25 protein-coding genes, 1 pseudogene and 1 riboswitch are annotated in these 23,462 nt (G+C 42.8%); of the genes and pseudogenes, 14 read left to right on the top strand and 12 right to left on the bottom strand.

What is annotated here, in order from left to right; genetic code table 11:
* Positions 1–36: 36 nt before the first annotated feature.
* On the bottom strand, positions 37–429 hold the full coding sequence (locus V7K45_RS09200) for a hypothetical protein (RefSeq protein WP_335002557.1): 393 nt from the start codon (positions 427–429) through the stop codon (positions 37–39).
* Between the two features lie 681 nt (positions 430–1,110).
* On the opposite strand from V7K45_RS09200, the gene V7K45_RS09195 reads away from it, so the two are divergent.
* Positions 1,111–1,527 carry a KTSC domain-containing protein gene (locus tag V7K45_RS09195; protein WP_335002555.1) on the top strand — a complete coding sequence of 139 codons (417 nt, stop codon included), beginning with the start codon at positions 1,111–1,113 and terminating at the stop codon, positions 1,525–1,527.
* 464 nt (positions 1,528–1,991) lie between these two features.
* Here the strand turns inward: V7K45_RS09195 and V7K45_RS09190 are convergent, their stop codons facing one another.
* Complete coding sequence (locus V7K45_RS09190; RefSeq protein WP_335002553.1) at positions 1,992–2,180, bottom strand: hypothetical protein; 189 nt, start codon at positions 2,178–2,180, stop codon at positions 1,992–1,994.
* On the opposite strand from V7K45_RS09190, the gene V7K45_RS09185 reads away from it, so the two are divergent.
* On the top strand, positions 2,170–2,655 hold the full coding sequence (locus V7K45_RS09185; protein ID WP_335002551.1) for a molybdenum cofactor biosynthesis protein MoaE: 486 nt from the start codon (positions 2,170–2,172) through the stop codon (positions 2,653–2,655). The two genes, V7K45_RS09190 and V7K45_RS09185, sit on opposite strands and share 11 nt — an antisense overlap.
* A 174-nt stretch (positions 2,656–2,829) precedes the next feature.
* Here V7K45_RS09185 and V7K45_RS09180 read toward each other — a convergent pair whose 3' ends face one another.
* Both V7K45_RS09180 and V7K45_RS09175 read right to left on the bottom strand, forming a co-directional pair.
* The gene (locus V7K45_RS09180; protein ID WP_335002549.1) at positions 2,830–3,240 is read right to left on the bottom strand and encodes a VOC family protein; all 411 of its coding nucleotides are present in this window, start codon (positions 3,238–3,240) and stop codon (positions 2,830–2,832) included.
* Between the two features lie 71 nt (positions 3,241–3,311).
* Positions 3,312–3,740 (bottom strand): GNAT family acetyltransferase, encoded by a 429-nt coding sequence (locus V7K45_RS09175; RefSeq protein WP_335002547.1) that lies wholly within the window; start codon positions 3,738–3,740, stop codon positions 3,312–3,314.
* Between the two features lie 151 nt (positions 3,741–3,891).
* On the opposite strand from V7K45_RS09175, the gene V7K45_RS09170 reads away from it, so the two are divergent.
* From V7K45_RS09170 to arsC, 11 genes and pseudogenes are all read left to right on the top strand, one after another.
* Complete coding sequence (locus V7K45_RS09170; RefSeq protein ID WP_335002545.1) at positions 3,892–4,647, top strand: dienelactone hydrolase family protein; 756 nt, start codon at positions 3,892–3,894, stop codon at positions 4,645–4,647.
* 121 nt (positions 4,648–4,768) lie between these two features.
* Positions 4,769–5,815, top strand: coding sequence for a sulfonate ABC transporter substrate-binding protein (locus tag V7K45_RS09165; protein WP_335002543.1), 1,047 nt, complete (start codon positions 4,769–4,771; stop codon positions 5,813–5,815).
* A gap of 17 nt (positions 5,816–5,832) precedes the next feature.
* Positions 5,833–6,969 (top strand): FMNH2-dependent alkanesulfonate monooxygenase, encoded by a 1,137-nt coding sequence (gene ssuD / locus V7K45_RS09160; RefSeq protein WP_335002540.1) that lies wholly within the window; start codon positions 5,833–5,835, stop codon positions 6,967–6,969.
* A gap of 209 nt (positions 6,970–7,178) precedes the next feature.
* Positions 7,179–7,379, top strand: coding sequence for a hypothetical protein (locus tag V7K45_RS09155; protein ID WP_335002538.1), 201 nt, complete (start codon positions 7,179–7,181; stop codon positions 7,377–7,379).
* Positions 7,358–7,630, top strand: a pseudogene (locus tag V7K45_RS09150) (nitrilotriacetate monooxygenase); the annotation flags it as partial. The gene V7K45_RS09155 and the pseudogene V7K45_RS09150, both read left to right, overlap by 22 nt.
* 209 nt (positions 7,631–7,839) lie before the next feature.
* Positions 7,840–7,923: riboswitch (adenosylcobalamin-variant (AdoCbl-variant) riboswitch) on the top strand.
* Positions 7,910–9,670, top strand: coding sequence for a precorrin-3B synthase (gene cobG, locus V7K45_RS09145; protein ID WP_335002563.1), 1,761 nt, complete (start codon positions 7,910–7,912; stop codon positions 9,668–9,670). It overlaps the preceding riboswitch by 14 nt.
* Positions 9,671–9,718: 48 nt before the next feature.
* Entirely contained in the window at positions 9,719–10,345 is a 627-nt protein-coding gene (locus V7K45_RS09140) for a precorrin-8X methylmutase (protein ID WP_335002536.1), read from the top strand.
* Positions 10,346–10,347: 2 nt separating this feature from the next.
* Positions 10,348–11,052: a precorrin-2 C(20)-methyltransferase gene (locus V7K45_RS09135; RefSeq protein WP_334822650.1), complete on the top strand. Its 705-nt coding sequence runs from the start codon at positions 10,348–10,350 to the stop codon at positions 11,050–11,052.
* 81 nt (positions 11,053–11,133) lie between these two features.
* Positions 11,134–11,460, top strand: coding sequence for an ArsR/SmtB family transcription factor (locus tag V7K45_RS09130; RefSeq protein ID WP_335002534.1), 327 nt, complete (start codon positions 11,134–11,136; stop codon positions 11,458–11,460).
* Positions 11,461–11,655: 195 nt separating this feature from the next.
* Positions 11,656–12,720 (top strand): ACR3 family arsenite efflux transporter, encoded by a 1,065-nt coding sequence (gene arsB / locus V7K45_RS09125; protein ID WP_335002531.1) that lies wholly within the window; start codon positions 11,656–11,658, stop codon positions 12,718–12,720.
* A gap of 31 nt (positions 12,721–12,751) precedes the next feature.
* A complete protein-coding gene (arsC, locus tag V7K45_RS09120) occupies positions 12,752–13,165 on the top strand; it encodes an arsenate reductase, glutathione/glutaredoxin type (RefSeq protein ID WP_335002529.1) in 414 nt (137 codons plus the stop codon).
* 211 nt (positions 13,166–13,376) lie between these two features.
* Here the strand turns inward: arsC and V7K45_RS09115 are convergent, their stop codons facing one another.
* The 6 genes from V7K45_RS09115 to V7K45_RS09090 all read right to left on the bottom strand — a co-directional run bounded on the left by V7K45_RS09115 (position 13,377) and on the right by V7K45_RS09090 (position 20,133).
* On the bottom strand, positions 13,377–14,063 hold the full coding sequence (locus V7K45_RS09115) for a PHP domain-containing protein (RefSeq protein WP_335002526.1): 687 nt from the start codon (positions 14,061–14,063) through the stop codon (positions 13,377–13,379).
* Between the two features lie 506 nt (positions 14,064–14,569).
* Positions 14,570–15,511, bottom strand: a complete 942-nt coding sequence (locus tag V7K45_RS09110; RefSeq protein WP_335002561.1) for an AIR synthase related protein — start codon at positions 15,509–15,511, stop codon at positions 14,570–14,572.
* 264 nt (positions 15,512–15,775) lie between these two features.
* Positions 15,776–15,982, bottom strand: a complete 207-nt coding sequence (locus tag V7K45_RS09105; RefSeq protein WP_099099470.1) for a hypothetical protein — start codon at positions 15,980–15,982, stop codon at positions 15,776–15,778.
* Between the two features lie 101 nt (positions 15,983–16,083).
* Positions 16,084–16,686, bottom strand: a complete 603-nt coding sequence (locus V7K45_RS09100) for a superoxide dismutase (protein ID WP_335002524.1) — start codon at positions 16,684–16,686, stop codon at positions 16,084–16,086.
* Between the two features lie 511 nt (positions 16,687–17,197).
* Entirely contained in the window at positions 17,198–18,805 is a 1,608-nt protein-coding gene (locus V7K45_RS09095; RefSeq protein WP_335002522.1) for a bifunctional pantoate--beta-alanine ligase/(d)CMP kinase, read from the bottom strand.
* Positions 18,806–19,029: 224 nt separating this feature from the next.
* Positions 19,030–20,133 carry a septal ring lytic transglycosylase RlpA family protein gene (locus V7K45_RS09090; protein WP_335002520.1) on the bottom strand — a complete coding sequence of 368 codons (1,104 nt, stop codon included), beginning with the start codon at positions 20,131–20,133 and terminating at the stop codon, positions 19,030–19,032.
* A gap of 890 nt (positions 20,134–21,023) precedes the next feature.
* On the opposite strand from V7K45_RS09090, the gene glsA reads away from it, so the two are divergent.
* A complete protein-coding gene (gene glsA / locus V7K45_RS09085) occupies positions 21,024–22,007 on the top strand; it encodes a glutaminase A (RefSeq protein ID WP_335002559.1) in 984 nt (327 codons plus the stop codon).
* Between the two features lie 51 nt (positions 22,008–22,058).
* Here glsA and V7K45_RS09080 read toward each other — a convergent pair whose 3' ends face one another.
* A complete protein-coding gene (locus V7K45_RS09080; protein ID WP_335002518.1) occupies positions 22,059–22,862 on the bottom strand; it encodes a nucleotidyltransferase domain-containing protein in 804 nt (267 codons plus the stop codon).
* A 57-nt stretch (positions 22,863–22,919) separates the two neighbouring features.
* Positions 22,920–23,441: a GNAT family N-acetyltransferase gene (locus V7K45_RS09075; protein ID WP_335002517.1), complete on the bottom strand. Its 522-nt coding sequence runs from the start codon at positions 23,439–23,441 to the stop codon at positions 22,920–22,922.
* Between the last annotated feature and the right edge of the window lie 21 nt (positions 23,442–23,462).

Here is a 23,462-nt window from a genome sequence, read left to right as displayed (position 1 = left end):
AATCGCAATGCTTTTAGTAATTTATTAATACAATTTTTAATATCCTTTTGAATTTGCAACTAATAATTTAGCATAAGAAGTACTGAAGAACCAATAATTTTGATCGTTTAAAACTTGTGATGGTAATTTATTTGCATTCACAGCAGCTTTAACCAAATCTTTCGCAAGAATATTTCTATTCAAAGTTTTAAGTACTAGCGCTTCTCCGCTAGGAATACCGTGTTGTTGCAGACCTCCTTGATAAGCAAAATTAACTAGATTCATCGGCTGGAGGTAATTTGCAGAAGTCGAGTTCGTAGATAAATTATTAGAGTTAACAGCTATTGTTTCACTGTTGTTAGTAGTAGCTGTTTGAGCGCCAGCGATTCCAGGTACAAGAGTGATAGAAGCAAAAATCAGTGCAGAATTTATTAAGGTAGCAAGTTTCATAAGTTATATTTAGGTAAAATGCGATCGGTGTTCCTTAGTAATAGAGTCTTCTTTATTATTAATCTCAACTTCCTTCAGTCAGGTCATCTGATCGGTTGATATATGACTCACCCAAAAGGGTGAGCTAATTGAGTGATATAAACAGCAATGGAAACTCAGTTAAGTCTGGACACAACCAAGATTGGTTGAAGTTGTCAAGTACTTACAGCAGAATTCAGAATTCAGGAGTGATACGCTAGACCTCTTGCAAAAAGAACTTTTGCAAGAGGGGGAAAAGGGTAAAGGTTAAAGGGGAAGGGGACAATACAGAGCCTTTTCCCTTATCCCCAGAGGGGACCCCACCTTCTCCTTTTCCCGATTTATGTAAGAAAGTCTACTACTACAGACTTTTCAAACATCCTTTTAGACTACAGGGCGAGGGAAAAGAGGCTTTTCGGAATTTTGCACAGATGCGGTAATCATGAGTAATTAACCAGACTTGATATCATCAGTATTTACCCGTAGATCAGAGAAAAACACTGCGTGCTGCTTTGCGAAAGCGTCTCTACAGACATTAAATTCTCTCTTAAGAGAAAAAACTTGACACTTAAGCGATTTTTTAGTATAAATGTACTATAAAATGCTTGAGATTGCATAAAACTTTACCACTCCCGACTACGCTAATAGGAGAGTACAAAATAAATGAAGCTATCTAAGGTAGACTTGAGCAGTTTAGTAGCGATCGCTCATTCTGATGGATATTTGCAGTTGTTGCTCGACCGAGGCAACGAACTAGAGTTTTTGGAAATTCCGGCACCGATACAAGCTTATGAAGGATTGCAAGAACTGAACGAAGCGATTGCCGAAACGACTGCATTACCCTTTGAAGAAGAACCAATTGTGATGCTACCAGTTGTCTCATCAATGGCTATGGCTGTAGGCTACGATCGCAACGAACAGATTTTGCAAGTTGAGTTTCAAAGTGGAGCGGTTTATCAGTACTTAGGCGTAGACGAGAACACTTGGGAAGATTTACATTCCTCTGACTCAATTGGCAGCTTTTTCAATCAAGAGATTAAAGGCAGATATGACTGCGATCGTCTAGATTGTGCAGATTAATGACTAATAACTGTAGGGTTTTCAATAATCATTGCGTTGTATAAGGTTTAGAGAAAAAGGCTGTATACTTAGCCGTTTTATCGATCGGTACTCAATACTTGTCGGTTAAGGGGAAAAGGGAAAGGGGAAAGGGGAAAGGGGAAAGGGGAAAGGGGAAAGGGGAAAGAAAAAACCTTTAACCTTTACCCTTTAACCTTTTCCCCAAACCAAATTCCGAGTTAAAAATCCTTAACCGAGCAGTATTGGATCGGTACTTGCTCACTTGTTACTAGTAGTCTGCCAACCCAAAAATGCGCTTGTGAGGACTGGGGAAAGGGGAAAGGGGAAAGGTTAAGGGATTTAAACTCTTTCCCCCTTACCCTTTACAGACCAGTCAAAAGATGGTGGCAAATATTACGTTAAGATTTAAACCCTTTCCCCCCGCCCCTTATCCCCAGAGGGGACCCCATCTTCCCCCTTACCCTTTACCCCGCCAAGTCACGAAAGCGAACTACTAGTCCACTCACAGCAATAATCGGCAAGAGCGGATTTATATCTTGCAGTGCGAATGGTAGTTGCTCCATCCATCTTAGCCACTCAACATAGACTAGTAATGCTTTCTTCAGAGACAATAGAAAAAACCCACATAATATCAACGCAGTTATGACAACCACACTTACCTCTGCTGTTAAACCAAGAGCCGAAGATAGTTTTGCCATTACCTTTGCACCATTGTCTCTGGAAGAAATCTACGCCAAATCCGACGATCCAGCCAATGGTGCTGTGGTTGTGATGAGTGGTATGGTTCGCAATCAAACCGATGGTAAACCTGTGATTGCTCTAGAGTATCAAGCTTATGAACCGATGGCGTTGCGGATATTTTATCAAATTGCTGCTGATATTCGCTTATCTATGTCTGATGTGAATCGAGTCGCGATTTATCATCGCGTTGGACGTTTGCAAGTTGGGGAAATCAGCGTTTTAATAGCTGTGGGTTCTCCTCATCGGAGTGAGGCGTTTGAAGCTTGCCAATATGCTATTGATACGCTCAAACATGAAGCACCCATTTGGAAGAAAGAACATTGGCAAGATGGTTCTAGTACCTGGGTAAGTATTGGTGCGTGTGAAACATCAGGAGAAAATTGTTGATTTGAAAAAGAATTCAGAAATCAGAATTCAGGAGTCAGATTGACAAAATCTTGACAAGTATAGGTAAATTGAACTCATCGACACCACTCGCCAGAACTTTGAAAACCGTTATAACTTCTCTACGAGACACTGCGCGAACTTTGACTGGTGTCGATTGTTTCCATAGTAAGGGTTTCAGGCTACAAAATCGATTGTTTGTCGCTGTGCAAAAGTACTCTTAACGAACTCTGCAATCTCTATACGATTCCCACCGGGATCTCGGAGGAAAAACCGCACGCATCCTGGAATTGGTCGTTGGTCGCGAATAATTTCTATCCCATGCTCTTTTAGGTGTTGTTCAAAGGCGTTCAAGTTATCGACTTGGAAACAAAAATGTCGTCTAGATGCTTGGTTATTGGCGTTTTTCTCTCTACTAACGTGCAGTTCAATATCTCCCAACTTGTACCACGCTCCTGAATCATTTTTGATGACATCAGGTCTGGGAATTTCACTCAATCCTAAAACTTTACTATAAAAAAACAGCATTGTATCCTCCACTTCTAGAGGATAGGTTACTTGAATATGATGAACTGCATTAAGCTTCATAAATTTTTCTCCTAATTTAGGTTAAATTTGGTGACGCTACAATTACCTTTTGCCGTAATACTGGCGTATTTCTAAAGTTTTTCTGTTCCAACGACAAGCTTTCCCATACTGATGCGTTCTTCAATGAGATAGCCAAGTTTTTTATAAAACTCAACTACTTCTGCGTTGGAGACACGAACTTGGAGATTGATTTTGAGGCATCCCATCGCTATCAATACTTTCTCTGCGTGCTGCACTAGCTTGCTACCAATACCCTGCCGTTGATACTGAGGACTGACTGCAACTGTGTATAGCCAACCGCGATGCCCGTCATATCCTGCCATGATAGTGCCTACAATTACAGAGTTAATCTCAGTAACGAAAAACAACTCTGGCTGTACAGCAAGCTTCTGACTGATTACCAACTTTGGGCTGCTGTGCGATGGGTTATTAGGAAACACCTCGTCCCACAAAGCACTGACTAATTCAGCATCAGATTGTTTGTATGGTCTTATATTCATCTACATCTCTCAAATCGAAAGACTTGCCTTTGCACATTGTTTGTGAAATACTACTCTTAAAACTACGGCAAATCGATATATTTTAAGTAGTATTGTACAAAAATTACCATAAAACATCGCGTCCTGAAAGCAATTACAGGCTAATCCGAAGATGACAAACACAGAAATTCGCACTGCTCAAGTTAAAGTTCCTAACGGAGATTTGCAAATTGATGCTTACTTAGCTGAACCAGCAAAAAAGGGAACCTTCCCAGCCGTTATTGTGATTCAGGAAATTTTTGGGGTTAATATTCACATTCGGGAAGTTGCTGAGAAATTTGCCAAAGAGGGGTATGTGGCGATCGCACCGACTTTATTTCAACGCACCGCTCCCGGTTTTGAGGGTGGATACACTCCTGAAGATGTTCAGCAAGGGAGAGGGTATAAAGAGCAGACAACAGCTGAGGAAATATTGAGTGATATTAAAGCTGCGATCGCCTATCTAAGAACCTTACCAAATGTGCAAGGAGATGCGATCGGCTCTATTGGTTTTTGCTTTGGTGGTCATGTCGTTTATCTAGCTGCCACCTTACCAGATATTAAAGTTACAGCTTCCTTTTATGGTGGCGGGATTCCCAATTCAACTCCCGGCGGTGGAGAACCAACCATCACCCGCACTCCAGAGATTAAAGGCCCCATTTACGCCTTCTTTGGTCTTGACGATCAGGGAATCCCCTTAGAACATACAGAACAGATTGAGGCTGAATTGAAGAAAAATCAGATTACTCACGCTATCTTCCGTTATCCCGGTGCAGGACATGGCTTTTTCTGCAATCATCGCGCCAGCTACAATGCCGAAGCTGCCGCCGATGCTTGGAAAAATGTTCAAGAACTGTTCCAAAAGAGCCTTCAGCTTCAAAAAGTCTAAATTTTTAGGTTACGAGCAATACAACACTAGAGGCGTACAGATGTGCGCCTCTACGACTGAACATAGGCAAAATATTAGCCAAATAAGTCCAAAAGCAAATTAAAAAACAAAGTTCACGTCCATGATTCCCGTCTTCAAACAGCCACAAGTTAAGATTTTCCAACGTTTTTCACTATTCCTTTTACCTGGATTATTAACAATTTCAACAACTTTAATCAGTTGCTCAGTCCAAACCCCAAATTCAGCAAATCAAGCCACTGGGTTGAAAACCAAAGTTGTCCGAATGGGATATCAAAGTTCTGGAGATATTTTCAGACTTAAAGGATCGATTGAAAAACGTCTAAAGCCTTTAGGTATTTCCGTGGAATGGGCGCAATTTGCTGCTGGTCCACAACTGATGGAAGCGATGAATGTGGGCAGGGTTGATATTGGCTCTGTAGGCGAGACTCCCCCGATATTTGCCCAAGCGGCTGGTACATCTTTAGTTTATGTTGCTAGTAATAAACCCAGTACTGGTAAAGGAAGCGGAATTATCGTTCAAAAGAATTCACCAATTCGGACTTTAGCCGATCTCAAAGGTAAAAAAGTAGTTTTTCAAAAGGGTTCTGCTTCTCATTACTTATTAATAAAAGCTTTGGAAGAGGCTGGTTTGAAATATAGTGATATTCAAGCGATTAGCCTGCCCCCTTCAGAAGCTCGTGATGCTTTTATTCAAGGAAAAATTGATGCCTGGGTAACTTGGGACCCTTATTTAGCCGTGGCCCAAAAAAAAGCAAATGCTCGTGTTTTGAGAGATGCTAGTGGCATTTCTACTCAGGGCGGATATTACATGGCAGCGCGAAAATTTGCCACAGAAAACCCGAAATTAGTGCGATTAGTTCTTGAGGAGATAGATAACACAGGTCAATGGGCTGAGAAAAACCGAGCAGAAGTTGTAAAACTGACTATTCCTCACCTCAAAATTGATGAAGATATTTTAACAACAATGGTTGAAAGGCGAACTTACGGTATAAGACCAATTACGCCTGAAATTATGGAAAAACAACAGAAGATTGCAAATTTGTTTGCCAAAGAAAAAGTGATTCCTAAACCCATCAATATTAAGGAAGCGATGCTGACTAGCGAACAATATGCAGCCATCACGCCAGAAACCATTAGTCAGAAATAGCGCACGGAGATAATCAAATGGAAGTTTTTTGGTATTTGCCGACACAGGGAGATGAGCGTTATTTAGGTACTACAATCGGCAGGCGACCAGCCACTTATCCCTATATGCAGCAAATCGCTCAAGCTGTTGATAAATTGGGCTATGGCGGGATGTTAATTGGTACGGGACAAAAACAAGATACTTGGATTGTCGCTACTTCATTAATTTCAGTTACAGAACGCTTGCGGTTTCTCGTAGCCTTTCGTCCGGCAATTATGTCGCCTTCTTTGGCGGTTAGAATGGCTGCTACTTTTGACCAGATTTCTAATGGTCGAATTATTCTGAATGTTGTCACTGGTGGCGACACAAAAGAACTTGCAAAAGATGGGATTTTCTTAGATCGCGATCAGCGTTATGAACTCACAGATGAGTTTTTGACAATTTGGCGATCGCTCATGCAAGGTGAAGAAGTAACCTTTAATGGTCGTCATCTAAAAGTTCAAGGTGCAAAACTCCAATTTTCTCCCGTACAAAAGCCTTATCCAACCTTATATTTTGGCGGTTCTTCAGATGCGGCGCTCCAAGTTGCTGCCAAACACATTGATGTGTATTTAACTTGGGGTGAACCACCAGATCGAGTTGCCCAAAAGATTGCAAAGGTACGTCGATTAGCAGCAGAACAAGGTAGAACAGTCCGGTTTGGGATTCGGATGCACGTTATAGTCCGCGAAACTACGCAAAAAGCTTGGGATGCGGCCAATGAACTGATTCAGTATGTCGATGATGAAACTATAGCAGCTGCACATCAGCGGTTTGCTCAGTCTGAATCAGAAGGACAACGCCGCATGGCTCAACTGCATAATGGCGATCGCAAAAACCTAGAAATTAGCCCCAACTTATGGGCAGGTGTTGGCTTAGTCCGTGGAGGTGCTGGGACTGCCTTAGTTGGAGATCCAGACACAGTTGCAGCGCGGATGCTGGAATATGCCGATTTAGGAATTGATACCTTCGTTTTCTCAGGTTATCCCCATCTCGAAGAAGCTTATAGAGTTGCAGAATTACTGTTTCCTCGCTTACCAGTGCAAACGCCAGGCATTGCATTACCGCAGCAGGTTGCAAGTACATTCAGTGAATTTGTTACCAAAACAGATTTACTCAAACCCCAGCCTGTGTAAGCAATTCAAAATTCAAAAAACTAGCGTGATTTAACTCATAACACCTTAGTACAACATTGCATAAATTCGGCAAAACTCTGCGTTCCTCTGCGCTTACTTTGCGTGCTTACCCTGCGGGAAGGCGTACCCTTCGGGAAGCAAGCTACGCGTAGCGTCTCGTAGAGAAGCGCCTATGCGTTTAAAAACACTACGATTTTACAGAAAAAAGCATGAGTACGAAAAAACCTCAACTTAGACTAGGTGCATTCTTGCCCAGCACTGGTCATCACGTAGCGTCATGGCGACACCCCGAAGCGCAAGCTAATGCTGGTTTAAGCTTTCAGCATTATAAAAGGCTCGCACAGACGGCAGAACGCGGCAAATTTGACATGATTTTCTTTGCAGATGGCGTGGGCATCGTCAGATTCTAGGCACACCAGAACAAATTGCCGACCAGCTAGAAGATTGGTTTGTCAATGGCGGGGCAGATGGCTTTAATATTATGCCGCCCTGGTTGCCCGGAGGATTGGATGAGTTTGTAGACTTGGTAATTCCTGAATTGCAACGTCGCGGTCTGTTCCGTACAGAGTATGAAGCACGAACCCTGCGCGAAAATCTTGGTTTACCTCGTCCAGTAAATCAGTTTAGCAAAGTTGCTACTCGTGAAGCGGCGATCGCCTAACTTTTTCTAAAGCGATTGCAGCAAAAAGGCTCAAGCATTCCTGCCTGAGCCATAACTAAATTCAATTTATAGATTAGCTTCAAGAACTATATCTTTCGATCGCTAGTGGATAAGCTCAGTTAAAATTTATCGCCATAGTAATGTAAGATAATTATCTGGATGATGTCTGGTTGAAATCTATAACCTAAACAAAATCTAAATTACTAAAGCTGGGAGTTGGGAAACTCCGGTGAAATTCCGGGACTGTGCCGCAGCTGTGATGGGATGACCCAAGTCAGAATGCCAACTCTCAGGATGTCCTCAAGACACACTCACCGTCTACTCCCTGCGTTGCACGGGGAAGGAGTTATAAGTTTGGTTTCTGGATTTGCCACTTGTCCTGGCTTGTTTTATGCTACTCCCGCCGCAGATGGTATATTATCTCGCGTTAGAATACCAGGTGGAATTATTAGTAGTCAGCAGTGCCGTGCGATCGCAGATATAGCAGAACAGCACGGTGGCGGCTATATAGATGTGACTAATCGAGCTAACCTGCAAGTTCGTGAAATCCGCACGGGGATAAATGCTGAGGTTCTGAAGTACCTACAAAATATGGGATTGGGTTCTGGCAATACTGTTGTAGACCAAATCCGCAATATTATGACCAGTCCAACTGCTGGTATCGATCCCCAAGAATTAATCGACACTCGCCCTTTTGTCCAAAGTTGGGATGATTATATTGCAGCACATCCGGCGCTTTCGGGACTGTCGGCCAAATTTAGCGTTTGCTTTGATGGTGGTGGGATAATTCAGGTGGGCGATCGCTTGAATGATATCGCCTTTGCAGCTGTCTTAGTTAACGATAATGTTTACTTTCGTCTCTATCTCAGTGTTGGTGAAAAGGGTCAACCCCCCAGCAATACGGGAATTTTGTTACCACCAGAGGACTGTTTGCCCGTCTTAGCAGCTTTGGCGGATGTCTATCTAGCTTATAGTCATCCTACGAGTAAGCGGCGGCTACGTCTGAGAGAGTTATTGAATACTTTGGGTTGTGAAAATTATCTCCAAGAAGTTGAGCAGCGTTTACCTTTTTCTCTTTTGTACAGTGACAGAAAAGACCTACTCCCTCAGCAAGGCAAGTTACAGTGTACACACAAGTCTGAAACAGTTCACTCATCTGAGTTTAAGCGTAAGTTTTACCCCTCCCTAACCCTCCCCTTGGAAAGGGGAGGGAACTGTATTTCTAGTTTCCCCCCTTTACAAGGGGGGATTAAGGGGGGTAATTCAACTTGTATGTACACCGTAGACCAAGGCAAGGGAGAGGAGAAATATCAGCATATTGGCATCCATTCCCAACGTCAGCAAGGCTTATTTTACATTGGTGTCGTCTTGCCCCTTGGCCGATTGGAAAGTAGACAGATGCGGGGTTTAGCAGATTTAGCAGCAAAATACGGTAGTGGAACTCTCAGGCTAACCCCTTGGCAAAATTTGCTCCTTACAGATATTCCTCAGCAATGGGTTGCTGATGTCCAACGTGAAATTGCTTTATTAGGATTAGATTCTTCTGCAACCAACATCAAGGGTGGATTAGTTGCCTGTTCGGGAAAAAAGGGTTGCGCCGCTTCTGCCACTGACACCAAAAGTCATGCATTGGCATTGGCAGAGTATCTTAAAACTCGCGTTACTCTCGATTACCCAGTTAATATCCACTTCACTGGCTGTGAAAAATCTTGTGCCCAGCATAGCAAAAGTGATATTACTCTCCTCGGCGTCAGCATTGAGGCTGAAAATACAACTGTGGAAGGCTATCACGTTTATGTTGGTGACAGCAATCAGAAATTTGGACGCGAACTATATCAATATGTAACTTTTGCCGAACTACCTGCATTAATAGAGCGGATGCTATATGTATATAAAATTCAACGCTTAAATTCTGATGAGTCCTTTGGAGAATTTGCTAATCGATTTGCACTGGAACAATTACAGCAATTATTTAATATAATCCCTCAATCAATTGCCAACAACAAGATTGTCACCTTTTCAGAGAAGTCGGCAATCTGAGCTTGTTGATTTTTATATGTCAATCCCAAATTTAAAATCCCAAATTTAATGCCCGACTATATCCGAGATGCCAACGAAATTTACCGTAATTCCTTTGCAATCATCCGGTCAGAAGCGAACTTAGATGTGCTGCCACCAGATGTAGCAAAAGTTGCTGTGCGTCTAATTCATGCCTGTGGTATGACGGATATTGTCACTGACTTGGGATACTCACCAACAGCAGTACAATCCGCAAGGGCAGCACTGGCAGCAGGAGCGCCAATTCTGTGCGATTGTCGGATGGTTGCCGACGGCGTTACCAGACGGCGGTTGTCTGCAAACAATCAAGTTATCTGTACCCTTAACGAGCCAGAAGTGCCAGAACTTGCCCAGCGTATGGGTACTACCCGGTCGGCGGCAGCTCTAGAATTATGGCGATCGCACCTAGAAGGCTCAGTGATCGCAATTGGTAATGCGCCCACCGCCCTGTTTAGGCTGTTAGAAATGCTCGATGCAGGAGCTAACAAACCTGCGATTATCTTGGGCTTTCCAGTGGGATTTGTCGGTGCAGCGGAATCAAAAGCCGCATTGGCAGCAGACAGCAGAAATGTACCATTTTTAACCTTACACGGTCGGCGCGGTGGAAGTGCGATCGCGGCAGCAGCAGTTAACGCCCTGGCAACGGAGGAAGAATGAATATGCAACCCAAAGGTCGTCTTTATGGAATTGGTGTCGGCCCAGGCGATCCCGAACTATTGACTCTGAAAGCGCTGCGGTTATTACGTGCGGCTCCTGTGGTAGCCTATCAATCAGCCACAGATAAAGAAAGTATCGCTAGAGCGATCGTGGCGCAGTATCTTCCTGGCAATCAAATCGAGGTACTATTTCACCTCCCCCGCGCTTTGGAACCAGAAAAAGCCAAGTCTATTTATGACCAGGAAATTGAACCAATCGCCGACCATTTAGCAGCCGGTCGAGATGTCGTGGTGTTATGCGAAGGCGATCCATTTTTCTATGGTTCGTTCATGTACCTGTTCACGCGGTTATGCGACCAGTACGAAACAGAAGTTGTCCCCGGAGTTTCCTCGCTGATGGCTTGTCCGGTAGCCTTGGGTGTACCTTTCACCTACTACACCGATATTCTCACCGTCCTACCTGCGCCATTGCCAGCAGAAGAACTGACTACACATCTGCTGATGACTGACGCAGCCGCAATTATGAAACTAGGTCGTCACTTTACCAAAGTACGAGATATCCTGCATAAATTAGGGCTAGCGTCACGAGCAAGATATATTGAGCGGGCATCAACATCACAACAACGCATCATCCCCCTAGATGAAGTCGATCCCGCCGAAGTACCCTATTTCTCAATGATTGTAATTCCCACCAAGAATCGACTATAGACTGACCTTTTCTTTTTAGTTAAGGTATTGTTTAACTGATGATTGAGACTTCACCATAAAGAAATACTTCAATAAAATTTGATGGCTTCTAATAGCACCTTCACTCCTAATACGATCGCTGCTGGCTTTCATGCCCTGTCTGACCCTCTACGGATTCAGGTATTAGAACTTCTGCGCTCTCAAGAACTATGCGTCTGTGACCTGTGTGACCACCTGGGAACCACTCAGTCTAAACTGTCTTTTCACCTCAAAACCCTGAAAGAAGCGGGTTTAGTTCGCGCTCGTCAAGAAGGGCGCTGGATTTACTACAGCCTCAATCTACCGCAGTTTGCTGCCTTAGAGCTGTATTTAGCAGAATTCCGCCGTTTTAGCCCCATATTACCTATTCGTCCTCCCTGCGAACCTTAAATATTCATCAATTTTTTTTGTAATATTTTGTTTAATTTGAGTTTTATCGGCATTGACAAATCAATTTTTTTTGAAATGATGGAGATATACTCTTGATATAACTCACGAATTTTAGATTTTCAATTTTGGATGTTGGATTGAACAATCTGAAATTCCTGCTCAAAGCTCCTGCATTCATGTATGGGGTTAATTGTAATGAACAAAAAAACTTCAAAACGCCTCTCCTTTTTTGACCGCTTCCTAACCTTATGGATTTTTTTAGCAATGGCGATCGGTGTTGGTTTAGGCTATTTTTTTCCTGGAGTAGAAGCCTTTATCAATCAGTTCCAGATGGGAGCAACCAATATACCGATCGCCATCGGGTTAATTCTGATGATGTATCCGCCCTTAGCCAAGGTGCGGTATGAAGAATTAGGGGATGTATTTCACAACGAAAAAATTCTTGGTGTTTCACTAATTCAGAATTGGATCGTTGGGCCAATTTTGATGTTTGCTCTGGCAGCTATCTTCTTACATGGTTATCCAGAATACATGACGGGATTAATTTTGATTGGATTAGCCCGGTGTATTGCAATGGTAGTTGTGTGGAGTGACTTGGCACGAGGCAATACAGAGTACACGGCTGGATTGGTTGCCTTTAACAGTATCTTTCAAGTCATCTTTTATAGTCCTTATGCCTGGTTTTTCATTACTGTACTGCCGCCACTGTTTGGCTTACAAGGCAGTGTTGTTAATGTCAGCATTGCTGAGATTGCCAAAAGCGTGCTTATCTATCTCGGTATTCCCTTTTTAGCTGGATTTTTCACTCGTTACTTCTTAATAAAAGTGAAAAGTAAGCAGTGGTATCACGAGGAATTTGTGCCTAAAATCAACCCGATCACACTGATTGCTCTGTTATTTACAATCGTCGTTATGTTCAGCTTGAAAGGGAATTTGATTGTTCAGATACCCTTCGATGTGGTGAAGATTGCAATTCCGTTGATCGTCTACTTCATCATCATGTTTCTGATCAGCTTTTACATGGCTTGGCGCGTTAAAACAGACTATTCTAGAGCCGCAAGTGTCGCCTTTACATCGGCAGGAAATAATTTTGAATTAGCGATCGCAGTTGCGATCGCAGTATTTGGTATTAATTCGGGTGTTGCTTTTGCCGCCGTGGTCGGGCCTCTGGTGGAAGTGCCTGTATTGATTGGTCTGGTTAATGTAGCTTTCTGGTTTGAAAAACGTTATTTTTCGCCATCTGAATCGAGAATCTTTTAAATTTAGCCAAATTATTCGGAGAATTTGAACCATGAAACGTGTGATGTTTGTCTGCAAAAAGAATTCTGCCCGTTCCCAAATGGCGGAAGGTTTTGCTAAAACTCTTGGTAAAGGAAAGATTGCAGCGATTAGCTCCGGGTTAGAAGCAAGTCAGGTTAGATCGGAAGCGATCGCAACTATGAAACAAATTGGTATCGACATTACCGATCAACACTCCAAACCCCTGAGTGATTTCCAAGCACAAGACTTTGATGTAGTGATTTCTTTGTGTGGTTGTGGGGTGAATTTGCCGCTTGAATGGGTTGTGCGGGAAGTATTTGAAGACTGGCAGTTAGACGATCCAGCAGAACAACCAGAAATTTTTCCGAGAGTCCGCGATGAAATCAAAGAACGGGTCACTCAATTAATTGAGTCTGTAAATAAAGAATTTACAACTGCTCGATAAATATTATTTGTAGCACCGGGATTAAACTAAGGCTCGAACCAATGGAGCAAGAAGCAATTCAACCAATTTCAGAGAACCTCTGGTGGGTGATTTTTGCGAGAGTTGGAAAAGAATAAGCAATTACCATGACGACATTTTGACTATTGAGTATCCAAAAAAAGATAACCTCCTGGCAGATTGAACCAGGAGATTTAAAAAAATTGATTCATCTTTACAAGCGTTGTAGCAGACTCAAACCGTGGCTATCAGTACCACAGGTATTGAAAAGAAAGTATTCATCAGCCAACTTTTGCACTTGTTCTGATTCTAATACGCTGGGTTTCCAGGGGTTAGGGTTATTGTAGGCATAGAAAGTTTCCACACCATCGATGCCCTTTTGTGCCGCAGCTGGAATTAAGTCGAAATGCGATCGCTTGTAACGAGCTGGATGAGCCAGAACTGCCAATCCTCCAGCTTCATGAATAGCGGCAATCACGTTACTTGCCTGATATTCTTGCCCTGTAGTCGGCCTTCTTTGCAGATAGGGTTTCATACTAGGGTGTTCTGTTGCAAAAGCGTAAGCCAAAATGTGAACTTCTATATTCAAAAGGTTGGCATTGATTTCCACGCCGCTCCACAGGTGAGGAGTGGTTGCATGAGGATTATTCCACTTCCAATCTTCTAGCCAAGCAAGGGCCGCTTGATAGCCGAGAATACCATGATGATCGGTGATGGCTAACCCTTTTAACCCAATAGCGATCGCTTGCTCCATCAATGCACTCGGCTGCAACTTGCCATCTGAGAAGACAGTGTGCATGTGAAAGTTGAATAACTTTGGACAACTATGTGCATCAATGTTGCGGAATACTTGCTTTAAAAGTTCTGCCGAAGTTGTAGTACGGGCCAAATTTACAACCATAACCCCCTCTGAATAAAAACATATTTTTTTAACACACTAAAATGCCACATCTCTGGATGAGAAACAACCAACACTAAAAATTAGTATCGGCTGCTACTTTCTCAGCTTTCTCAGCAAATTTTTCAATATGTTAAGACTACGTTAGCAAATCTTAATCTCAGTAGTCATGGGTAATACAAACTACTTTATTGTTAAGCAGTAGTAAATGTTACATTCAAATTTTCATAAATGCGTCTATAACATCTGTGTTAAATAGCTTATAAAATAAAGGTTTAGTAGATTAATTATCTTTAATAAGCCTGAAATACAAATTGATTTTGTGTGTAAAAAAATCAGTTGTCTCAGTAATTACAGCTTTTTTTTAATCAATAATGACTTTAGCGTAGGCGTAGCCCGCCGCAGGCATCGCATAAGTGAGTCTAAAATAGCTTCAAGATAAATTAGCGATGTCTACGATGGTCACTGAGCCTTGTCGAAGTGCGGGCTATGCATACGCTTGGGCTGCATTATACCCCTCGCGCAATTCCAAAAGAATCTCCCTTCAAGGTGACTCCAAGGGGTTCTATCACTACCTCGCGGGAAAGAGACGCTTCAACTCTTCCAGCGATCGCAGCCGAAAGTTGATGTTCTCTTGCAAGAAGGACAATTCTTTCTGCATCCTGCTCTGACTCTGTATAGAATGCAAATCCTGCACCGTAATTGAACACCGAAAGCATCGTCTCGACCCCGCCCTCAAGATGACTCTCAACAAATGTAAATATCTCTGGTACTGGGAGCATCGTTTCGATAACGTACCGAAGCGGCTTCACCGACCGCATCAGCTTTTGCCAACCATGACCAGTGATATTCTCCATCGCTGTGGGACGAATTCCTTCACCCAGCACCGCCTGTACAAGGGGCGTGTAGAGATACGACGCAGCATTCATCGCTTCCCAGAATTCCTGCCCACTCGGAAGTTTTGTTCTATAGCCATCAGGGAGCGACTCAGCAAGTTTTCGTAGTGGGGTAAAACCGTTCTCATGGGGGCCCGAACTTTCCACCAGAACAATAGTATTTCCGGCATCCAGACGCGAGCTATCAATAGGAGCGACACCAGCGGGCATAACCCCAAAAACTGAGCCGGCGATGTCGAGCCGCCCTGGAATCATCTTAGTTTTTAGTTGAGGAGTTTCCCCTGAGAGATAGACACACCCGACTTGTTTGCACCCCTCAACTACTCCATCAAGAAACCCATCAAGGAAAGCGGGGGTAAAAATTGTTTCAGGAGTACTCGAAGGTAGATAAAGACCGAGAAGTATAGTCTGCATACCTGAAGTTGCAGCATCGTTCGTCAGACACGAGATGATCTTAATCCCAATATTCCACCAGAATCGTCGAAGTTCTTCTTCGGAAAGATCGTCAGGGCGCGTATCGTCTGCGGTGCCCAGTCCTTCCGGCACAAGTGTCATCGAAAGTTCTCTAGCCCCCGCCTCTAGAAACGGAGCGAGGTTGAAGCTGAAAGCGTTAGCACTTGCTCCAAGACCCGATGCTGGGACGATGCCATAGGCGCTTGCAAAGCCAAGTGTGCGTTTTGCAGCATCGATGAAGCGTCGTTTTGCAGCATCGAGAGTATCGTAATCGACTTGATCGAGAGCTTGAGCCATCAGGTTGTGTTTTAAGTTCGGAGTTAGGAGTTAGGAGTTAAGAGTTAGGAAAACTCATAACTCCTCACTTTAAAATACCTCATCTTCAATACCACGCCACCATTCACCCAATTTCATCAAGTCTTGGTAAATATCTTCTAATTCTTTGGTATAAACATCGTTTGTCAGAGTGGCTCGACGCTCTTGCAATTTTTTGAGACGCAGTTGTACCAATACCCAAGGTTTGGAGATGCTATTCGTTGCTTCGATGTATTGCGCTAGTTCTTTGCTATCCATATATTTTGATTTATCTAACAGAATTCAGGAGTCAGAATTCAGAATAAATTCTTTCCTCCTGCCTCCCGCCTCCTGCCTTCTGCCTTTCTTTGGGCAAGTAATTAAGCTTTAGCCAAGTTTTCAGCAGCAAAGTCCCAGTTGACCAAGTTATCTAGGAAATTCTTGATAAACGCTGGACGGGCGTTTTTATAGTCAATGTAGTAGGCGTGTTCCCAAACATCCAAGGTTAAGAGTGCCTTCTTACCATGAGCTAGGGGATTTTCTGCATTTGGTGTTTTGATCACCTTTAGCGTACCACCATCATCGATCAGCCAAGACCATCCACTGCCGAATTGAGTTGCAGCCGCGTTAGAGAACTCTTCCTTAAATTTGTCGAAGCTACCAAAATCTTTATCGATTTTGGCTGCGAGTTCACCTGTGGGTGTACCACCACCTTGTGGTTTCAAAGAATTCCAGAAGAAGGTGTGGTTCCAAACTTGGGCAGCGTTGTTGAAGATTCCTACCTTAGAGGAGTCTTGGAAAGAAATTTTGATTACTTCTTCCAGGGACTTATCAGCAAGTTCTGTACCTTCAGTGAGCTTGTTGAGGTTGTCTACATAAGCTTTGTGATGCTTGCCATAGTGATACTCGAAAGTTTCAGCTTTCATGCCAAAAGGCTCTAGAGCATCTTTTTCAAAAGGTAGTGGGGGCTGTACAAATGCCATTGTGTCAAATCCTCTCTTTACCGGTTTCTAGTTTGTAAGCTATTGCAGAAGTTTGGGAAATTAATAGCTTTTATTTTTAGAAGTTTTATGCCTTTGATTAGTGAAACATAAAACTTAACATCGTCATTCTACTACCAAAGTGAAGACAAAGTGAAGACGTAAACAAATGTACTTCAGTGATAAGTCAAATCGCTAGGAATTCCTAACTATAAATAAAAATGACTAATATCTTATAACTAAAGACCAATAACTAACTAGCATTTAGCAATTAAAGCTTTCATACTTCTATCTTTAGTAGGATTAATTACGATATTAAAAATCAGTCGAAAGCGAGATGATTTAATATTTAAATAAATGTAAAATATATTTATGTATAAATATTAATTTTTAAAAAAGATAAGCAGTAGTAAAATATATTTTTTATTTTTAAATATAATTTTGAGGATGGTAAGTGAATAATCACTCACCTACCACCCTTTGAAACTAAAAAACTAACAGCAAATAACAGTAATTAACGCTGAGATAAACGCTGTTGGTAATACTTAACAATCTGTGCCGTGACTTCAGACACGTCCAAACCATCAGTTTGAAGTTCGATCGCATCTGTTGCTTTCTGCAAAGGAGAAACCTTGCGTGTACTATCTTTCCAGTCACGTTCGGCGATGTCGTGTTCCAACTGCTCTAAACTCACTTCAGGTTGACCTTGGGTGTTAAAGTCTTGCTGGCGGCGACGGGCGCGTTCGCCGACAGAAGCCGTTAAGAAGATTTTCACTTCAGCATCGGGAAATACGTGAGTACCAATATCCCGACCTTCAGCAACTAAACCACCTTTTTTACCCCAGCTTTGCTGTTGTTTAACCAGTGCTTGACGGACAGCGCTTTGTGCCGCGATCGCAGATACAAGAGAAGTTACCTCAATGGTGCGAATTACCTGGGTAACATCAGTACCGTTAATCCAAACCCGCACGGACGATTGTAAATCCTGGGTGGGAGTCAGCTCAATTTTGCACTGATTAGTTAATTCGGCGATCGCACACTCATCGTCAATAGCAATTCCCTTTTGCAGTACTAACCAAGTGACAGCACGGTACATCGCTCCTGTATCTAAATACACTAAATTCAGGTTTGCTGCCACTTGCCGCGCCACTGTGGATTTTCCAGCCCCAGCTGGGCCATCAATGGCGATAATGGGTTGGCGATCGCGCAATATGATATTGTCAATCAAACGTGTAGCACCAAAACGAGCTGCGATCGCCAACATTCCTTCCTCCTCAACTTTTTCTAAAGACATCAACGTAGTCGGTTCAACCAATTCAATATATTCCACTGAGACCGTGCTGACCATTGCCACTTCTTGCTGTGCCACTGCTATCAACTTGTTGCTATTGCGATCGCCTGCAATGAATGCAGCTTCCGCTCGTCGCAAACCCCGATATAACACCGCCGCTTGCTCTTTTGCCGTTGCAGTCAAATATTGATTGCGAGAACTGAAGGCCAGACCCGACGCTTCCCGTACTGTTGGACAAGCAACAATTTCTACTGGCAAATTTAAGTCAGCTACTAAGCGTTTAATAATTGCTAGTTGCTGACCATCCTTTTCACCAAAGTAGGCACGGTCAGGCTGTACCAAATTGAAAAGTTTGGTAACAATCGTAGCGACACCCTGAAAATGACCTTGCCGAGAACGACCACACAAGCCTGTCATCATAGCAGATGGAGGGATAACTTGTGTAACCTTTGATTCTTGTATACTCTTCTGGGGAACTGCCATTTCTTCCGGAGTCGGTGCAAAAATGGCATCTACCCCAGCTTGTTCGCAAAGTTGTTGGTCTTGCTCTAAAGTGCGGGGATAGCGTTGATAATCCTCATTAGGAGCAAATTGCAGGGGATTGACGAAAATACTCACAATCACCGTAGAATTTTCGTGCCGCGCCCGTTGGATCAAGCTTAAATGACCTTGATGCAAATTTCCCATCGTTGGCACCAGACCGACTGCCGTCTGATACCAGCCAGTCATCTCATCTAGTCTCAGATCCTCAGCAACCGCAATTAGCTTGTTTTCTGAGCAGCGTTTAGTTAAATAGCAGCGTAAAGCTGCGACTGTTGTCAGCAGGCGCACAAAAAAATACCCCTAGTTCTTATCGATCCCTCCCCCGTTAGTTTATATCTGAAATAGAGGGAAGAGTTGATTGAACTAGGGGAATTAAGTGATACGGAACTGGGATTGGGGATTGGGCATAGAGAAGAGACAAGGAAGAGGGGAAAGACAAGGAAGAGACTTGTTCAATAATTCCCCCTTGTCTGTTAATCCTTTCCTGTCCCTGCCTCCTGCCTCCTACTTGATTATTTCCCTAAGACCTCAATATGCACTGGTGCTACGCCACTGCCCATCATTCCTAAAATTCGAGCCGCGCCGGCAGACACGTCAATGACTCGACCCCGAATGTATGGGCCTCGGTCATTAATCCGCAGCACTACGGAACGACCGTTGCGAGTGTTGGTTACACGCACTTGCGTACCAAAGGGTAAACTGCGATGGGCGGCAGTCATTGCTTCGGGATTAAATCTCTGACCGCTAGCAGTACGATTACCAGAACCGTCATAGCCGTAATAAGAAGCCATGCCTCTCAGGGTGGCTCGCACTACTCCGACGGCAATCTGTTGCGGTAGCTTTGGTATTGATATTTGTTGACGCACTGGTAAATTTGCAATCTCTTTTATGGGAGATGCATTGCCTAGTAGTCTCCGCAAGCGATTGGTTGCTTGCAATGCATCTTGCGCTAGATCGTTGGTAGTACCTGCTAATCGCGTACCTTCGTTGATTTCGACCAACTCTTCGCCATTAATTTTAATTACATAGCGATCGCCATTTTGTTGGACAGGGACACTTTTGTTTTGCGCTTGATTGGCAGTAGATTTTTCCCCTGCTTTCCAACTGACGGTAATCTTACTCCCGTCCGCGTTTTCCCGATTCAACTGGTTGATTTTAGCTGCTATTACACCAGCTATCTGAACCGGGTCATCGTCAGCGGAGCTAATCTGGTTACTCACATCTGTTACGTTCCCAGTATTTAATGCATTTGATGAATTGTTAGCAATAAGGGCGTACGATTGTACGCCCTCAGTATTGCCAATTGCACCAACTTTTTTAGTCTCAAGATTCGTATTTGATACAGAACTCAAAAAGGTGAGAACAGGTATATTTTTGATAAAAAGGGTTGCCGCCTTACGTCCTCTAATGTTGTGAGGATGAATTTCTGTAATCACAGCATCCAAGGTTTGTTTCCCTGCTGTTGATTGGTACTCTCCCACCTTAACCACATTAGGGGCAGGTGATTTTTGGGATGCTAGCGCATTTCCCTTGGTGGTTTGAGTGCAACCGACTGAGGGTACTCCCAAAACAGCCATAAGCAGGGCAACAATAGTCCACAAATGTCTTTGATTCATGCGTCCGTTTTTGAAAGCGACTGTAGAACTTAAAGTTTTATAACTTGTGGGATTTATCACTAATGAAAGTGATTTCCCTTTTGAAAAACTCGAACTCGTTCCGTTTTCACTTTGTTCTTTATAACTGCAACAGACTAACACGAACCTTTTGGCTTGGGGATCAGGGTTTTAGCGTAACTATCGGCCACTTTCTCAAATTCCCATTCCAATTAGAAGGTCGAAACCTTTCTCAAAAGCGGACTTTGGCTATGTAACGCTTTTTTCCGTAAGTCAAAAATTTCTTAAAAAAACTTTACGCCTATTTCACACTAAAGTAGCAATACCCTATTCACATCACTTCTAAAGGCTCACAACTCTTCGTGTATTCTAGATCACATTGTTTTTAGCTATTTCCTATAAGAGGCTAATATAACTTTAATTAAATAGCATCGGCATAAATACTTAAAATCATTTATTTAATGAAATATTTAGATTTAACTATGAATAAGTCACGATCTGAGTTACATCTTAAAAAATTATGCAAATTAATTTGAGTCTGATATCTTTTTTCAAAGTTTTTTCTACTTACATCAATCATTACTTTTATTCTCCACAACTAGACTGATATTAGTAATAAATATCACCTTTATTTACCGTATTGCTGAGTATAAAAAAAAGGACAATACTCAAATTAATATTTTTCAGGATTAATGACTTAAAAATTAAGAAAACTTTGCGATCGCTTAAACAACAGATATTGCATGTAACATAAATTACATCTTATTTTGCTTATCTTCAGTAATTGCTCAAGTATGATTTTTTAGAGCAAGCTATTTTTGACAAAATCTTTGTAACTGTAGGGATGTACAGCTGTACCTCTTCTATATATAGTAAGTATTTTGGGAAATGCCATCAGCCTAATGACAAATCAAGGAGATATAGAAATAGAACCATCGCCATTAAAAGCTGTTCTCAACGAGTTACATTCCCAGTACAAGTCTCTGCGGGAGGGTGCAGTAGCGAAATACATTCCCGAACTGGCAAAGGCAAACCCGGATTTGTTCAGCATTTGCATTGTGACAGTAGACGGTCAGGTTTATAAAGTTGGAGACTACGAGCAACTTTTTACCATTCAGTCAATTTCCAAGGTGTTTGCTTATGGACTTGCCTTAGAAGATCATGGACTGGATTATGTTTTAACTAGAGTTGGCGTCGAACCGACAGGGGATGCATTCAACGCGATTGTTTTGGATGAGCAATCGAAGCGACCTTATAATCCAATGGTAAATGCAGGTGCGATCGCCACCACTAGCTTAATCAAAGGTTCCGGTCCAACCGAACGCCTCAATCGGATGCTAGATATGTTTCGCCGATATATCGGCCGCGACGTATTCGTTGACATTTCAGTTTTTACCTCAGAACGGAGTACAGGGCATCGCAACCGCGCAATGGCGCATTTGATGCTCAACTTTGGCATGATTGACCGAAACATTGAAGAGGCGCTGGATCTTTATTTTCAGCAGTGTGCTGTAATGGTGAATTGCCAAGACTTAGCATTGATGGCGGCTACCCTTGCTAACAGAGGTATTAACCCCATTACCAAAGAACGGGCGGTAGATAAGCGTTACATCAAAGATATTCTGAGTGTGATGTATACCTGTGGAATGTACAACTTTGCAGGTGAGTGGGCTTATAAAATTGGGATTCCGGCGAAAAGTGGCATTTGTGGTGGGATTATTGCCGTTGTACCCAATAAAATGGGCATCGGAGTTTTTTCGCCCCTGTTGGATGTGCGTGGTAATAGTGTGCGTGGGGTAAAGGTTTGTGAAGAACTTTCCCAACGATTAGGTTTACATCTATTTGATTGTTCAGGTCAAGAGGTGAAATTTGATTGAAGGAGGGAAGAGGCAGGAGGTAGGAGATTTGAACCTTGAGTTTTATTAGCGCTATTTGAAGTCATTTATGACTTTTTCTAAATACTTTGTGCAAGCAGCTTCTGCTTGAGAGCGGAGAATCAACTCTGGCATTGTTAATGTAGAGCGAAGGTGGCAGTACAAGCGAATGGTATGTTGAAGCGATCGCGCAATTTCATGTCGATCGTGTTTAGCGGGAATAGTCTGCCGAAAATCGCTCAAATAAGACGGAATTTCCCTTTCCAAATTTCTCACGCCGCGTGGAAGCAGTCCGGCTTGCACCTTAGCTAATGGGGCCAGAACTTGCCCACGCAGAAAAGAAAGAAAATCAATGGCTTCAAAGAGTTCACCTCTTCCTAATTTAGTTGCACCGTAGTGTACCCAGACCCAGAAGCGGTCTTCAATCCACTGCGGGTCAAAGGGTGGATAGTTCCGTGGGTTCTTTGAAACAGCTAAAGTTAGTAGATTTCCTCGCTCCCATAGAATAATCGGATTTTCTACGCGGTCTGTTTGAAAATCTTCTAAAAGCAAAAACTTCAAATCGACGTGTACAAGAGGACTGTCATAAAGACAGATTAACAATCTAGGTTCGCCGACGTGTTCACCGGTAAAAGCTGCTAGAAGTTTCCCAAGCCTGGTGGCTAAAAGCCGACGCTCCTTTAAAACTTCCTGATAATGAACATTATCTATAACAATAATGAGATCCAGGTCGGAATACTCATCCATTTCTCCAGTCAAATAGGAACCACCGATCGCTACACCCAGTACACGCTCATCCGTCTGCAACTTTGCCAGAATTTGTTCTAAAAGCTCTTGTTGTGGTTCAGGAACAAGCATACTATCTCAAATTACAGTAGCGATCGCAAAATAAAACTATTATATAGTCGCCAAATTTTAAATTATCCCTTTTCGCGTGTCCGTCCAACCGTATGCAACCTCAATTAGCTGCACAGTGGCAATCTCGATTTGCTTTTGGTTCACCTGCTGACCACCAAGACTTTGATAGAACCTGGAAGCGGGATTATCAGCTAAAACCCACACTAACATTGAACTAATACCTGACTCGATCAACTTTGTTGCGATGGTGGAGATCAGGCGATATCCTAAACCTTGGCGCTGATACTTCTCCAGAATATAGATAGCGTACAGCTCACCTTGATAAAAGCGATCGCCTGTCCTCTCTTGACCTCCACTGGCAAAACCAACTATTTGTCCAATTTCATCCTCAACAATATATGTGAAATTATCCTGAGCTATATTGCTCAAAATTTTTACCCATTTTGCCTCTCGTTCTTCATAAGATAAATCTGCCAGGAACTTTGCTGGCATTAAGTTTTTGTAGGTTGTCCGCCAAGCGTCTACATGCACTCTGGCAATCGCGGGTGCATCGGCTAAGTTTGCTTTTCGGATCGCCATCAGCTATCTCCTGGCAAGAGT

Origin of the sequence: Nostoc sp. (assembly GCF_036917375.1) — a bacterium.
GTDB lineage: Bacteria > Cyanobacteriota > Cyanobacteriia > Cyanobacteriales > Nostocaceae > Nostoc.
This window is presented reverse-complemented; position numbering and strand designations above follow the sequence as displayed.